General features: G+C 72.3%; 14 protein-coding genes and 1 tRNA gene. 7 read left to right on the top strand and 8 right to left on the bottom strand.

The annotated features are described in order from the left end of the window. Positions 1-8: 8 nt before the first annotated feature. From E0W78_RS06080 to E0W78_RS06050, 7 genes are all read right to left on the bottom strand, one after another. Positions 9-815: an IclR family transcriptional regulator gene (locus E0W78_RS06080; protein ID WP_131402973.1), complete on the bottom strand. Its 807-nt coding sequence runs from the start codon at positions 813-815 to the stop codon at positions 9-11. Next, positions 812-1,504, bottom strand: coding sequence for an ABC transporter ATP-binding protein (locus E0W78_RS06075; RefSeq protein ID WP_131402972.1), 693 nt, complete (start codon positions 1,502-1,504; stop codon positions 812-814). Before E0W78_RS06075 ends, E0W78_RS06080 begins: the two co-directional genes overlap by 4 nt. After that, a complete protein-coding gene (locus tag E0W78_RS06070; protein WP_131402971.1) occupies positions 1,449-2,267 on the bottom strand; it encodes an ABC transporter ATP-binding protein in 819 nt (272 codons plus the stop codon). The genes E0W78_RS06075 and E0W78_RS06070 overlap by 56 nt, the downstream gene beginning before the upstream one ends. Next, positions 2,264-3,154 (bottom strand): branched-chain amino acid ABC transporter permease, encoded by an 891-nt coding sequence (locus E0W78_RS06065; RefSeq protein ID WP_131402970.1) that lies wholly within the window; start codon positions 3,152-3,154, stop codon positions 2,264-2,266. Before E0W78_RS06065 ends, E0W78_RS06070 begins: the two co-directional genes overlap by 4 nt. After that, positions 3,151-4,047, bottom strand: coding sequence for a branched-chain amino acid ABC transporter permease (locus E0W78_RS06060; RefSeq protein WP_131402969.1), 897 nt, complete (start codon positions 4,045-4,047; stop codon positions 3,151-3,153). The genes E0W78_RS06065 and E0W78_RS06060 overlap by 4 nt, the downstream gene beginning before the upstream one ends. Before the next feature lie 36 nt (positions 4,048-4,083). Next, complete coding sequence (locus tag E0W78_RS06055; protein ID WP_131402968.1) at positions 4,084-5,220, bottom strand: ABC transporter substrate-binding protein; 1,137 nt, start codon at positions 5,218-5,220, stop codon at positions 4,084-4,086. Positions 5,221-5,418: 198 nt separating this feature from the next. After that, on the bottom strand, positions 5,419-6,231 hold the full coding sequence (locus E0W78_RS06050; protein ID WP_131402967.1) for an NAD(P)H-binding protein: 813 nt from the start codon (positions 6,229-6,231) through the stop codon (positions 5,419-5,421). A gap of 94 nt (positions 6,232-6,325) precedes the next feature. Between E0W78_RS06050 and E0W78_RS06045 the strand changes: the two genes are divergently transcribed. Next, complete coding sequence (locus E0W78_RS06045; RefSeq protein ID WP_242686251.1) at positions 6,326-6,742, top strand: helix-turn-helix domain-containing protein; 417 nt, start codon at positions 6,326-6,328, stop codon at positions 6,740-6,742. Between the two features lie 61 nt (positions 6,743-6,803). Here E0W78_RS06045 and E0W78_RS06040 read toward each other — a convergent pair. Continuing rightward, positions 6,804-6,889: transfer RNA gene (locus E0W78_RS06040), tRNA-Leu, on the bottom strand. A gap of 169 nt (positions 6,890-7,058) precedes the next feature. Between E0W78_RS06040 and E0W78_RS06035 the strand changes: the two genes are divergently transcribed. Genes E0W78_RS06035 through pknB form a run of 6 tightly spaced genes read left to right on the top strand, consistent with a single transcriptional unit; the run spans position 7,059 to position 14,231 of the window. Beyond that, positions 7,059-7,778, top strand: a complete 720-nt coding sequence (locus tag E0W78_RS06035; RefSeq protein WP_131402965.1) for a DUF3662 and FHA domain-containing protein — start codon at positions 7,059-7,061, stop codon at positions 7,776-7,778. 4 nt (positions 7,779-7,782) lie between these two features. Beyond that, the gene (locus tag E0W78_RS06030; RefSeq protein WP_131402964.1) at positions 7,783-8,265 is read left to right on the top strand and encodes an FHA domain-containing protein; all 483 of its coding nucleotides are present in this window, start codon (positions 7,783-7,785) and stop codon (positions 8,263-8,265) included. Between the two features lie 6 nt (positions 8,266-8,271). Continuing rightward, positions 8,272-9,594, top strand: coding sequence for a protein phosphatase 2C domain-containing protein (locus E0W78_RS06025; RefSeq protein ID WP_131402963.1), 1,323 nt, complete (start codon positions 8,272-8,274; stop codon positions 9,592-9,594). Continuing rightward, positions 9,591-10,985: an FtsW/RodA/SpoVE family cell cycle protein gene (locus E0W78_RS06020; RefSeq protein ID WP_131402962.1), complete on the top strand. Its 1,395-nt coding sequence runs from the start codon at positions 9,591-9,593 to the stop codon at positions 10,983-10,985. Before E0W78_RS06025 ends, E0W78_RS06020 begins: the two co-directional genes overlap by 4 nt. Next, a complete protein-coding gene (locus E0W78_RS06015) occupies positions 10,982-12,454 on the top strand; it encodes a penicillin-binding transpeptidase domain-containing protein (RefSeq protein WP_131402961.1) in 1,473 nt (490 codons plus the stop codon). The genes E0W78_RS06020 and E0W78_RS06015 overlap by 4 nt, the downstream gene beginning before the upstream one ends. 16 nt (positions 12,455-12,470) lie before the next feature. After that, positions 12,471-14,231: a Stk1 family PASTA domain-containing Ser/Thr kinase gene (gene pknB, locus E0W78_RS06010; protein WP_131402960.1), complete on the top strand. Its 1,761-nt coding sequence runs from the start codon at positions 12,471-12,473 to the stop codon at positions 14,229-14,231. Positions 14,232-14,245 lie beyond the last annotated feature (14 nt).

The raw sequence follows: 14,245 nt of genomic DNA, 5'->3' as shown, positions 1-14,245 counted from the left end.
CCGTTGGGTCACCGTGACGCGGGCGCCCCGAGGCGCTCGGAGAGCGCGGCGCAGGCCTCGCGCACGGCGGTGACGATGTGGTCGAGGCGGTCGGGGCCGAAGCCCTGGGCGGCACCGCCGAGGCTGAGCGTGCAGACGATCGCGCCGGTGGGCCCGAACACGGGCGCACTGACGACGGCGACGCCGTTGTTGAGGTCCTCGTCGGCGAACGCGTACCCCTGCTCGCGGATGCGGGCGAACTTGGCCTCGAGGGCATCGCGCGAGACGTCGGTGTGCTCGGTGAACCGCGTGCGCGGCGCCGACAGCACCCGCTCGCGGAGCTGGTCGTCGAAGGCCGCCATGACGGTCGGGCCGCCGGCCACGTGGTACGGGATGACCGTCCCGAGGGTCACGGTGTTGACCTTCAGCGGGCTCTCGCCCTCGACCATCTCGACCACGACCGCGCCCTCGTCGGAGGACACCAGCAGGAACGCGGTGTCGCCGAACGTCCCGGCCAGGCTGCGCAGGTGCGGCAGCGCCTCGTTGCGGATGCTGAACTGACGCTGCGAGGCGTGGGCCAGCTTGAGCATGCGGATGCTCAGCCGGTACCCGTCGCGCGGGCCGCGCTCGACCCAGCCGGCCATCTGCAGCGACGACAGCAGCCGGTGCACGGTGGTCTTGCCCAGGCCGGTGGCCTCGGCGATCTCCCCCAGGCTGTACTCGCTGTCGCCACCGCCGAGCACCTCGACGACGTTGCAGGACTTGATGACGGACGCGACGTAGTTGCGCGGGTCCGTCCCGCCGGCCGCCCCCGGCTGGTCGACGACGTCCTTCATCCGAGGTACGCCTTCTGGATGTCCTCGCTGTTCGCCAGCTCGGCCGGGGTGCCGGACATGGCCACCTCGCCGCGCTGCAGGAGGTACGCGTGGTCGGCCACCTCGAGCGCCCGGGTCGCGTCCTGCTCGATGAGCAGGATGCTCTGGCCCTCGCGGTGCAGGGCGGCGATCGCCCCGTAGATGACGTCGATGACCGACGGCGCCAACCCCATGGACGGCTCGTCGAGCAGCAGCACCTGCGGGTCGGTCATGAGTGCCCGGCCCATGGCCAGCATCTGCTGCTCGCCGCCGCTCATGAGCCCGGCCTGCTGCGTCCGGCGCTCGGCCAGCCGCGGGAACAGGTCGTAGACCCGCTCGAGCAGCTCGGGCCGCGAGCGTCCCGAGAACGTGCTCAGCGACAGGTTCTCGGCCACGGTGAGCGGCGCGACGACGTGCCGCCCCTCGGGCACCAGGGCCAGGCCGAGCCGGGTGATGCGGTGGAGGGCGAGGCGCTGGACGGGCCGGCCGTCGAGCAGGACGTCGCCGGTCTTCTCGCGGTGCACGCCCGCGATGGACCGGACGAGCGTCGACTTGCCGGCGCCGTTCGCGCCGAGCACCGCCACGAGGCGCCCCTCGGGGACCTCCAGGCTGACGTCACGGACGGCGCGGATCGCTCCGTAGCTCGCGCAGAGCCGGGATACCTGAAGCATCGTTCTCCTTTCCGAAGTAGGCCTTCTGCACGGCGGGGTCGTCGACGCACTCCTGCGGGGTGCCGTGCGACAGCACCTGGCCGAAGCTCATGACGTACGCCTGGTCGCAGTAGTCCAGGATCAGCCGCATGTTGTGCTCGACGACGAGCACCGTGCAGCCCTGGTCGCGCATGGAGCAGATGAGCTCGCCGACGGCGACCGACTCCTCGCGGTTCATGCCGGCCGTCGGCTCGTCCAGCAGGACGAGCTGCGGGTCGGTGGCCAGCGCGCGGGCGATCTCCACCCGGCGCTGGGTGCCGTAGGGCAGGTTCTCGGCGAGCTCGTGCCGCTCGGTGACCCCGACGCGGGTGAGCAGCTCGTCGGCCCGCTCCAGGCACGCCCGGCGCTCGCGCCGCTCGGCCGGCCACATCACGAGGCTGGACAGCGACGACGCCTTGCGCGACGCGTACATGCCGGCCACCACCTGCTCCAGGACGTTGAACCCGCTGAGCAGGCGCACGTTCTGGTAGGTGCGGGTGATGCCGCGCCGGCTGATCTGGTGCGGGGAGAGCCCGGCGACCTCGCGGCCGTCCAGCAGCACCGAGCCCTCGTCGGGCCGGTAGAAGCCGGTCACCAGGTTCACCAGGCTGGTCTTGCCGGCGCCGTTGGGACCCATGAGCCCCATGACCGCGCCGCGCGGCACGACCATGTCGACGTCGTCGACGGCGGTGACGCCGCCGAAGCGCTTCTTGAGCCCGGCGATCGTGAGCAGTGCGTCGGTCATCGGACCACCTCCGGCTGCGGGGCGGGCTCCTGGGCCACCGGCTGGCTGGCGCGCCGCCGGAACCACTGCCGGCGCGGGTCGATGAGCCCGCGGGGCATGAAGACCATGATGAGGACGAGCAGCGCACCGGTCATGAGCTCGTCGACGCCGTCGACGTAGGACCGGACGACCTCGGGCAGGCCGACGAAGACGATCGCGCCGACGATCGGGCCGGCCCAGTGGTACGTCCCGCCCAGCACCATCGCGGCGACCATCGTGAACGCCAGCGTGATGAAGAAGGTGTCGGGGCCGATGTACTGCAGCAGGTTGGCCAGGACGACGCCCGCGACGCCGGCCACCAGGCCGCTCGCGGCGAAGGCCACGGCACGGACGGTGAACGGGTTGACGCCCAGGGCGGCGGCCACGGCGGCGTCCTCGCGGACGGCGTGCGCGGCCATGCCGTAGCGCGAGCGGCGCAGGCGGGCCAGGGCGTAGCAGACGAGCGCGACGAGGGCGATCACCGTGACCAGGTCGACCCGGCGGGTGACGCCGGTGCCGACGCTGCCGCCGGTGTACTCCTCGGCCGACAGCACGACGACGCGGGTGATGAGCACCAGCGCGACCGTCGCCATGGCCATCCAGTGGCTCTCGAGCTTGAGCAGCAGCACCGACAGCAGCGCCGCGACGCCCAGGCCGAGCCCGGCGCCGACGAGCAGCTGCACGACGATGCCGGCACCCATGTGGAGGTCGAGGTAGGCGGCGCTGAAGCCGCCGACCGCGCCGAACGTCGCGCCGGCCATGCTGAACACGCCGGCCCACATCGCGATCCAGCTGCCGAGCGCGAACAGTGCGTTGGCCATCGCGAACTCGACGACCGACCGGTACTGGTCCCAGAAGCCGCCCATCATGCCCTCACGGTCTGCATCGAGGCCGCGGAGCCGAACAGGCCGCGCGGACGGAACACGAGGAAGGCGAGCAGCAGGCCGAACGTCACCGCGTCCCGCAGGCTGCCCGACACGTACTGCGCGGTGAGCACCTCGGCGACGCCGATCAGGAGGCCGCCGACGACCGTGCCGCGCACGTCGCCGAAGCCGCCGATGATGACCGCCGCGAAGCCCTTGAGCAGCAGGGCCTCGCCGAGCATGAAGTTGACCGTGCTGGTGTTCAGGCCCATGGTGATGCCGGCCAGGCCGGCGACCGCGCCGGACAGGAAGGCGGTCACCGCGACCACCAGCACCGGGTTGACCCCGCCGAGCGAGGCGGCCATGGGCGAGTGGCCCACGGCGCGCATCGCGGCGCCGACCCGGGTGCGGTGCAGCAGGGTGTGCAGGCCGACGCCCACCACCGCGACGGCCAGCAGGCTGACCAGCTGCGTCCGGCCCAGGGTCAGGCCGAGGAAGTCGAACGAGCCGCTCGGCGCGGCGTCCGGGGAGTAGCGCGAGGTCGTCGCACCGGTGACCATGCGGGCCGCGGCCAGCAGGAAGATCCACACGCCGATGCTCGTGATGAGCGCCGGCAGCAGGTCGCCGCCGCGTCGCCGGATCGGCTGGAAGGCCACGAAGTCGACGATCACCGCCATGACCCCGGACACCAGCACGCCCAGGACGAGGGCGGGCCAGAAGCCCAGACCCACGTCGTTCACCAGGTAGAGCACGGTGAGCGCGCCCCAGGTGGCGAAGGTGCCGTGCGCGGCGTTGAGCACGCCGAGCGTGGCGAGCATGAGCCCGAAGCCGACGCCGAAGACGGCGTACACCGAGCCCAGGGCCAGGCCGTTCAGGATCTGTTGCGCCAGGACGTCCACGTCATCGCCTCCTCTCGGTCCCGTGGTGACGGCCGGTCACGCGCCCGCGCCCGTCCAGAGCTGCGGGACGCCGGCGTCGTCGATCTGCACGACCTGGAAGTCCTCGCTCGTGCCCTGGCCGTCCTCGAAGGTCAGCGGGCCCCACGGGGAGTCCATCTCGGCGATGCCGGCGAGCGCGTCGGCGATCTTCGCGGCGTCCGCCCCGTCGCCGGCCTCGCTCGCTCCCTGCGCGGCGTACTTGACCGCGACGTAGCCCTGCGAGGCGAACAGGTCGGGCTTCTCGTCGTACTTCTCCTCGTAGGCCTTGGTGAACTCGGCGGCGGCGGGGATGCTGCTGGCCGGCGTGTACTCCACGGAGTAGTAGGTGTCGGCGAGCGTCTTGCCGAACGACTTGAGCAGCGGGGCGGTGGCCACGGCGTTGTTGGCCAGGATCACGCCGTCGTAGCCCTTCTCGCGCAGCGCCTTGGTGATCGTCGCGGCGGCCTCGCCGAGCGTGTAGACGGTGACCATGTCGGCGTCCTTGGACAGGATCTCGGTCACGGCGCCGCTGAAGTCGGTGTCGGCGACGAGGGTCTTGACGGTGCCGAGGTCCTTGGCGCCGGCGGCCTCGGTGCTGGTGCGGGCGGCCTCGCTCTGGGCGACCAGGCCGTCGTTGTCGCTCGCGGTGACGTGCACGGCGCTGGTGATGCCGAGCTCCTTCACCAGGCGGGCCGACACCGGCGCGATGCCCTGCTGGGGCAGCAGCGCGGGACGCAGCACGAACGGCGGGTCCTCCAGGTCCGGCGTGGTGGCGCCGTAGACGACCAGCGGCACCTTCTTGGACGTGGCGAGCGGCTTCATCGCGCCGGCGACGGCGCTGGAGACGCAGCAGACGACCTGGCCGACGCCCTCCTGGCCGGTGAGCTTGTTGAACGCGGTGATGCTCTTGGCCGGGTCCTCCGAGCCCTCCTCGACGACGAGCTCGACGTCCTCGAGCTCGGCGGCCAGCTCGGCGCCCTTGAGGTAGGACGCGCCGGCGAAGGCGAACGGGCCCTGCTCGGCCGCGATGAGGCCGATCTTCGTGGCGCCGTTGGAGTCCGAGCCACCGGCGGAGCTGCAGGCGGCGAGGGAGGTGGTGGCGAGGGCCGCCGCCATCGTCAGGGCCGCTGTGCGGCGAGCGAGCTTCGAGACCATGTCGTCCTTCTCCTTTTTCCGGATTGCGGAATGCGTACCGCCATCCGGATGACGTTAAGGATGTGACCTGGGTCATGTCAATGGGCGATCGTGAACTGAGTCACACGGACACGGGCCCGCTCGGAGCTGGTGCGGGGCCGAGTAACGACGAGGGGCCCCGGTCCGAGGACCGGGGCCCTTCTGGGCGGTGCCGACCGCCTACCCGGCCCGCTGGGCCTTCGCGGCACGGGCAGCCACGTCCGCCGGATCGACCGCCGGACGACCGAGCAGCGTGGCGAGGTCGGGGCCCGTCTCGGCGAGGAGCCCGTGCCGCACTCCGCTGGCGATCGAGACGAGCATCGGAGCCTGGAACGGGAGCAACGCCGGGTCGGCGAGCAGTCCCGCGCGGTACTCGTCCAGACCGACGGACCGGTGCTCGACGGACAACCGTGCGGCCACGTCGTCGGCCGTGACCGGCGGCCCGACGAGGTCGTAGGTCGCCCGCGAGTGGGCCGCCGGGTCGGCGGCGACCACCGCCGCCGCCTCCGCCAGGTCGTGCCGGGGCACGGCGGCCAGGGCTCCCTCGCCGAAGGCGGACTCGAGCCGGCCGTCGCCCGCCCACCCCATCAGCGCTCCGAACAGCTCGGCGTACAGGCCGTTGCGCAGGATCGTCCACCCGAGGCCGCTGTCGACCAGCATCCGCTCGGTGACGCGGTGCGCGAGGGCGAAGCCGAGGTGGTCACCCGCCGTGGTCAGGCTCGTGTAGACGACGTGGTCGACGCCGTCCCGCACCGCGGCGTCCAGCACGGCGCGGTGGCGCGCCACGACGCGGTCGTCCTCGGCGTAGCCCGCCGAGACGAGCACCAACGTCCGGACACCGGACAGGTCGAGGCTGGACGGGTCGTCGAAGTCTACGTGTCGCTGGCCGGGTCCGGGGGTGCGGGTGCCGCCGACGGCGGCCACGCCGCGCTCGGCCAGCTCCTGGAGCGTGAGGGAGGCGAGCAGTCCGTGCGCGCCGGTCACCATGATCATGGTCGGTCCGATCTCCTGAGGTGGTTCCGTCCGGTAACTACCCTGGGAGTCTCGGCCGGCCCGGAACGGTCCACAAGGAGGCAGTCTTGTGTCAGTGACGCACACCGACGTAACCACCACCGTCGCCGACCTCGATCCCTGCGGGCAGCCCGACCATCCCGACTGCGGCATCCGTGACGTGCTCGACCGGGTCGGCGACACATGGTCCGTGCTCGTGATCGTCGAGCTCGCGAGCGGCCCGCGACGCTTCCGCGAGCTCCAGCGCGCCGTCGACGGCATCTCCCAGCGCATGCTCACCCTGACGGTGCGCCGGCTGGAGCGCGACGGCCTGGTCCACCGGACCGTCTACCCCACCGTGCCGGCGCAGGTGGACTACCGGCTGACCGACACCGGCGCGAGCCTCACCCACCTGGTCAAGGCGCTGGCCGACTGGTCGCTCGAGCACCGAGCCGGGATCGCCTCGGCCCGGGAGGCCTACGACGCTGCGCACCCGGGCCACGCCGTCCGCTGACGGCGCACCGACATCGCGAAACGACGAAGGGCCCCGGTCCGAAGACCGGGGCCCTGCTCGATGGTGCGCGAGGGGGGATTTGAACCCCCACGCCCTTTCGGACACTGGCACCTGAAGCCAGCGCGTCTGCCGTTCCGCCACTCGCGCGCAACACCATTTCCGTGCCGATCCACCCGCGAGGGGCGAACCGAGGAACAACGATAGCAGCCCGCTCGCGGCGACTCGTCACCCGGTCCCGGTCGTGCGGACGGGACGGTCTGCACGGCGCCCGATAGCATCGAGCCGTACTCGAGAGTCCAGGGAGAAGGTGAACACGATGGCCGGTGTGCTCCAACGGTTCGAGCGTCGCCTCGAGGGGGCCGTGACCAGCGCGTTCGCACGAGCGTTCCGCAGCGCCGTCCAGCCCGTCGAGATCGCCGCCGCCCTCCAGCGCGAGGTCGACAACTCCGCGCAGATCCTGTCGCGCGAGCGCCAGCTCGTGCCCAACGACTTCACGGTCGAGCTGTCGGTCACCGACTACGAGCGGCTCACCCCGTTCGGCGGCACCCTGGCGACCGAGCTGGCGTCCATGGTCACCGAGCACGCCCACGAGCAGCGGTACACGCTCACCGGCCCGGTCGAGATCTCCTTCGTGAAGGCCGGCGACCTGGGCACCGGACGCTTCCGCGTGCGCAGCCGCACCAACGCCGCCGTCACGCCCGTCGCCGGCCAGCGCATGACCGAGACCGCCGTGCACAAGGCCGCGGTGACGCTCGAGGTCAACGGGCTCAAGCACCCGTTGTCGGCCCCCGGCGTCGTCATCGGCCGCGGCGAGGACGCCCAGCTGCGCATCGAGGACCCGGGCATCTCGCGCCGGCACGCCCACCTGCGCATCCAGGACACGCTCGGCGGCCCGCAGGTCACGATCGTCGACCTCGGCTCGACGAACGGCGTCGTGCTCGACGGCCGGCGCGTCGACGAGGGCACCGTCCACGACGGCTCCGACATCCGGCTGGGCAACACGACCATGACCGTCCGCATCCCGGGCCAGGAGTGATCGCGTGTCCGAGCTGACGCTGACCCTGATCAAGCTGGGCTTCCTGGCCGTGCTGTGGCTGTTCGTCCTCTCGGCGGTGTCCGTCGTGCGCTCGGACATCTTCGGCACCAAGGCGACCGCCGGTCCCCGGACGGCCGCTCGTCCTGCGGCGGCCAAGCCCGAGAAGACCCGCCGGCCCAAGCGCGCCGGACGCGGACGCCCCAGCCACCTGCACGTGGTCGAGGGACCGAACGCCGGCCAGAGCGTCCCGCTCGGCGACGGCCCGGTGCTGCTCGGCCGCGGCACGGACGCGGCCATCCGCCTGGACGACGACTACGTCTCCACCCGCCACGCCCGCTTCGCCACGAACGGCGAGCAGTGGTTCGTCGAGGACCTCGGCTCCACCAACGGCACCTACCTGGGCAGCCAGCGCATCACGTCCCCCGTGCCGATCGAGCCGGGCGTCCAGGTGCGGCTGGGCAAGACCATCGTCGAGCTGCGGAAGTAGTCGCTCGTGGCCCTCACCTATCGCTACGTCGCGCTCACCGACACCGGCCGTCGCCGCTCGGACAACCAGGACTCCGGCTACGCCAGCCCCCGCCTGCTGGCCCTCGCCGACGGCATGGGTGGTGCGGCGGCCGGCGACCTGGCGTCGTCCACGACGATCCAGGAGATCCGCAAGCTCGACCAGGCCGGCACCGACGCGCAGGGCGAGCCGATCGAGCTGCTCGCCGGCGCCGTCGCGAACGCCAACCACGCGCTGGCCGACCTCATCGCCGACGACCCGGCCGTCGAGGGCATGGGCACGACGCTCGAGGCCCTGTTGTGGGACGGCCACCGGTTCGCCTGGGCCCACATCGGCGACTCCCGGGCGTATCGCCTGCGCGACGGCGTGCTGGAGCAGATCAGCGACGACCACACGTTCGTCCAGTCGCTCGTCGACGAGGGACGCCTGACGCCGGCCGAGGCCCGCGTCCACCCGCACCGCTCGCTCATCCTGCGCGCGCTGCTGGGCCGTGACGACAACGACCCGGACCTCAGCTTCGTGGAGCCGCGTCCCGGCGACCGCTACCTGCTGTGCAGCGACGGCCTGTCGGACATGGTCGACGACGCCACGATCGAGAAGACCCTGGCGCTGGAGACCATCGACGTCGCCGCGACCGAGCTCGTCCGGCTCGCGCTGGAGGCCGGCGGCCACGACAACATCACCGTCGTCATCGCCGAGATGGTCGAGGACGACGCCGCGCCCGACGAGACGCTGGCCTCGGCCGACGGACGTCCCCAGCTCGTGGGCGCCGCGGCCGGGCAGCCCCGCCCGCGCACGGGCCACGCCACCTCCGGCGGCGCCGCCGCCCCGCGCACGTCCGGCGGGTCGGACTCCTCGGCGTCCTCGCACGACCCCGAGGAGCTGCGCTACGCCCCGCGCGAGCCCCGCCGCGGGCGGTGGCTGCGCCGCCTGCTGCTCGTGGGCCTGGTGCTGCTCGTGCTCGTGGGCGCCGCCGTGGCCGGGTACCGCTGGACGCAGACCCAGTACTTCGTCGCGCTCGACGGCGACACCGTGGTCGTGTACCGCGGCGTCCAGGTCGACCTGCCCGGCCTCGACCTGAGCTCGGTCGACGAGCGCACCGACATCGAGGTCGACATGCTGCCGGCGTTCAGCCAGACGCGCGTCCGCGCCGGCATCGAGGCCACCAGCCGCAAGAACGCCCTGGCGATCGTCGAGAACCTCGACCTGCTCGCCGTGCGCCCCACGCCGACGCCGGGCACCACGACGCCGCCTGCCACCGGCGCGACGCCCGACCTGCCCACGGCCCCGACGACGGAGCCCGGGCCATGAGCGTTCGGGACACGGCACGGAACCAGCGCGACGCCTCCTGGGTGCCGCGCAAGCGTCGTGGCGCCGAGCTCGTCCTGACGATGATGGCCGTCGTGATCGGCGTCGCCGCCTACGCGGCGGTCGGCCTGGGCACCGAGGGCACCATCCCGGCCGACACGTTCAAGCTGGGCGGCTTCCTGGCCGTCGTCGCCGTGGCCACGACGCTGCTCGTGCGCCGCGTCGCGCCGTACGCCGACCCGGTGCTGCTGCCGCTGGTCATCGCGCTGAACGGCCTCGGGCTGGCGATGATCTACCGGCTCGACGTGGGCCGCCAGGCGCTCGACCCCGACCGCGCCGCGTTCGCGAACGGCCAGCTGGTCTGGACCACGCTGGGCGTGGTCGCGTTCGCCGTGACGCTCACGCTGCTGCGCGACCACCGCCGGCTCCAGGCGTTCACCTACTCCTTCGGCCTGGCCGCGATCGTGCTGCTGGTGCTGCCGCTGCTGCCCGTCGTGGGCCGCGAGATCAACGGCGCCCGCATCTGGATCAACCTCGGCCCGTTCAGCTTCCAGCCCGGCGAGGCGGCCAAGGTCTGCCTGGCGATCTTCTTCGCCGGCTACCTGGTCGTGAAGCGCGACGCGCTGGCCCTGGCCGGACGCCGGTTCCTGGGCATCGACCTGCCGCGCGGACGCGACCTCGGCCCGATCCTGGTCGCCTGGCTGATCAGCATCGGCGTCCTGGTGCTGCAGAAGGACCTCGGCTCGTCCGTGCTGTTCTTCGGCCTGTTCGTCGTCATGCTCTACATCGCCACCGAGCGCCCGGGCTGGCTCGTCGTCGGCGCCCTGCTCGTCACCGCGGGCGTCACGCTCGGCTACTGGCAGTTCGGCCACGTCCGCACGCGCTTCGACGCGTGGCTGGACCCGTTCACCGGTGACGCCGGCTACCAGGTCAAGACCGGCCTGTTCGGCCTGGCGCACGGCGGCATCCTGGGCACCGGGTGGGGCCAGGGCAGCCCGCAGACGACGCCGTACTCGTTCTCGGACTACATCATCGCCTCGCTCGGCGAGGAGCTCGGCCTGACCGGCCTCATGGCGATCCTGCTCATCTACGGCCTCATCGTCGAGCGCGGCCTGCGCATCGCGCTGACCTGCCGCGACGGGTTCGGCAAGCTGCTCGCCGCCGGACTGGCCGTGTCCTTCGCGCTGCAGGTGTTCGTGGTCGTCGGCGGCGTCACGCGACTCATCCCGCTGACCGGCCTGACCACGCCGTTCCTCGCGCAAGGTGGCTCGTCGATCGTCCTGAACTGGCTGATCATCGCGCTGCTGCTGCGCATCAGCGACCAGACCCGACGTCCGGCGCCGTCCCCGGCGTCGCTGGCGTCCAGCGACACCCAGGTGGTGAGGCTGCCGTGAACAAACCGATCCGCGTCATGGCCGTGTTCTGCCTCGTGCTGTTCGCCGCCCTGCTGGTGAACGTCAACGTCGTGCAGTTCGTGCAGGCCGAGGACCTCAACGCCCGCGAGGGCAACCGGCGCGTGCTGGACGCCGAGTTCTCGCGCCACCGCGGCCCGATCCTGGTCGACGGCGAGGCGATCGCCGAGAGCGTCGAGTCCGACGGACGCTTCGAGTACCAGCGCCGCTACATCGACCCCGAGCTCTACGCCCCGCTGACCGGCTTCTTCTCGTACACGTACGGACGCTCCGGCATCGAGCGCACCGAGAACTCGATCCTGTCCGGCAGCGACGACAGCCTGTTCGTCGACCGGCTCGGCGACCTGCTGGGCAACCAGCAGCCGCAGGGCGGCAGCGTCGAGCTGACCATCGACGCGGCGGCGCAGAAGGCCGCCGCGGCCGGTCTCGCCGACCTCGGGCGCGGCGCCAAGGGCGCCGTCGTCGCGCTCGATCCCAGCACCGGCGCCGTCCTGGCCATGGCGAGCCAGCCGTCCTACGACCCGAACCTCCTGGCGTCCAGCGACCTGGCGAGCGTGCAGGCCAGCATGGAGGAGCTGATGGCCGACGAGGACCAGCCGATGCTCAACCGCGGCACCCGCCAGATCCTGCCGCCCGGCTCGACGTTCAAGCTGGTCACGGCGGCCGCCGCCCTGGAGCAGCTCAACCTCGAGCCGCGCTCCAAGGTGAAGGCCGGACGCTCGCTGTCGTTCCCGGGCCAGACCTACGAGCTGGTCAACGAGGGCGGCTCGACCTGCGGCGGCAGCACGATCACGCTGGAGAAGGCGCTGAACGTGTCCTGCAACGTCAGCTTCGGCTGGCTGGCCGACAAGCTGGGCCAGGACCGGCTCGCCGAGCAGGCGGCCAAGTTCGGCTTCGGCACCGAGCTCGGCGACCAGGTGTCCGCGGTGCAGAGCCGGTTCACCACCGAGGGCACCGAGCTGGAGCAGTCCCAGCTGGCGCAGAGCGGCATCGGCCAGTTCGAGGTCGCCGCCACCCCGCTCCAGATGGCCACCGTGGCCGCCGCGATCGCCAACGACGGCGAGGTCATGGAGCCCTACGTCGTCAAGACCCGCCGGGCGCCGAACCTCAGCGTCCTGCCCGGAAGCCCAACCGAGCCCGAGTCCCTGGGCCGCGCGATGTCGCAGGGCAACGCCGCGAAGCTGCGCACGATGATGGAGAGCACCGTCCAGGAGGGCACCGCCACCTCCGCCCGCATCTCCGGCGCCACCGTCGGCGGCAAGACCGGCACCGCCCAGTCCACCAAGGACCGCCCCCCGTACGCCTGGTTCGTCTCCTACGCCACGAAGGGCGACCGCCAGGTCGCCGTCGCGGTCGTCGTCGAGTCGAGCCGGACCAGCCGCTCCGAGATCGCCGGAGGCCGGCTCGCCGGCCCCATCGCGCGATCGGTCATGGACGCGGTGATCAAGTGATGATGGAGACGAACGCATGAGCAACGACGAGCCCATCCGCCTCGGCGGTCGCTACGAGCTGGGCGCCCTCCTGGGCCGCGGCGGCATGGCCGACGTCCGCCTCGGTCGCGACCTGCGCCTGGGTCGTTCGGTCGCGATCAAGCAGCTGCGCGCGGACCTCGCCGCCGACGACACGTTCCAGGAGCGCTTCCGTCGCGAGGCCCAGTCGGCCGCGTCGTTGAACCACCCGGCCATCGTCGCCGTCTACGACACCGGCGAGGCCCCGGGACCGCACGGGCACCCGATCCCGTACATCGTCATGGAGTACGTCGAGGGCCAGACGCTGCGCGAGGTGCTGCGCGACGGGCGCAAGATCCTGCCCCAGCGCGCGCTCGACATCACCGCCGAGATCCTGTCGGCGCTGGACTACTCGCACCGCGCCGGCATCGTGCACCGCGACATCAAGCCGGCCAACGTCATGCTGACGCCGACCGGCCAGGTCAAGGTCATGGACTTCGGCATCGCCCGGGCGATCGCCGACGCGTCCTCGGCCATGACCCAGACCGCCGCGGTCATCGGCACGGCCCAGTACCTGTCGCCCGAGCAGGCCCGTGGCGAGACCGTCGACGCCCGCAGCGACATCTACTCCACCGGCTGCGTGCTCTACGAGCTGCTCACCGGACGTCCGCCGTTCGTCGGCGAGAGCCCCGTGTCGGTGGCCTACCAGCACGTCCGCGAGGAGGCCAAGCCTCCGTCGCAGCTCAACCCCGACGTCAGCGCCTCGGTCGACAACGTCGTGGCGCGGGCCCTGGCCAAGCGCGTGGACGACCGCTACCAGAGCGCCGCCGACATGCGGGCCGACATCGAGCGCGTCCAGCGCGGCCTGGCCGTCGACGCTCCGGCGGCCACGGCGCTCGCCGGCGCGACCCAGGCCATCCCGGCCGCCACCGCCGTCACGCCCGCGGTCGGCGCACCGGCGGGCACCCGCAAGGCCGAGCCCGAGGAGAAGGGCGGCCAGCGCAAGTGGTGGGCGATCGGCATCGTCGCCGTGGTGCTGCTCGCGCTCGCCGGCTGGGGCATCTTCAAGGCGACCGAGGAGGACCCGCCGCCCCCGGTCGAGACCGTGCAGATCGAGGACGTCACCGGCCGGACGGCCGCCGAGGCGAGGACGGTCCTGGAGAACCAGGGCCTCACCATCGCCGGCGAGACCCAGCAGGCCAGCAACGACGTCGAGGAGGGCAGCGTCGTCGCCACCGACCCGCCCGCCGGCCAGGAGGTCGAGGAGGGCACGGGCGTGACGCTCGTGGTCAGCACCGGGCCGGCGCCGGTCACGCTGCGCGACTTCCAGGGCCTGTCCTACGGCGAGGCCAAGAAGCAGCTCGAGGCGCAGGGCCTGAAGGCCGAGCGTGAGTTCATCGACAACTCCGCGCCGCGCGGCCAGGTCGTCAACTCCGACCCGGGCGCCGGCCAGCAGGTCGAGCCGGGCAGCACCGTCCGACTGCTGGTCTCCAAGGGCCAGGTCAACGTCCCCGACGTGGTCAACCAGCAGCTCGAGCAGGCCATCCAGACGCTCGTGGACGCCGGCTTCGACCGGTCCAAGATCCGCACCCAGGACGACCCCAACGGCACCGCGCCCGACGGTCAGGTGACCGCCCAGTCGATCGGCTCGGGCCAGCAGGTCTCGCCGGACTCCGAGATCACCCTGACCGTGTCGCGCCCGCCGGAGACGACCCCGCCGCCGGCCACCGACGGTGGCGACGAGGACGGCGACGGCCTGCCCGACGTCCCGACGCCGTAGCCCGCAGCCCGCAG

Origin of the sequence: Aeromicrobium sp. IC_218 (assembly GCF_004336805.1) — a bacterium.
Lineage (GTDB): Bacteria > Actinomycetota > Actinomycetes > Propionibacteriales > Nocardioidaceae > Aeromicrobium.
This window is presented reverse-complemented; position numbering and strand designations above follow the sequence as displayed.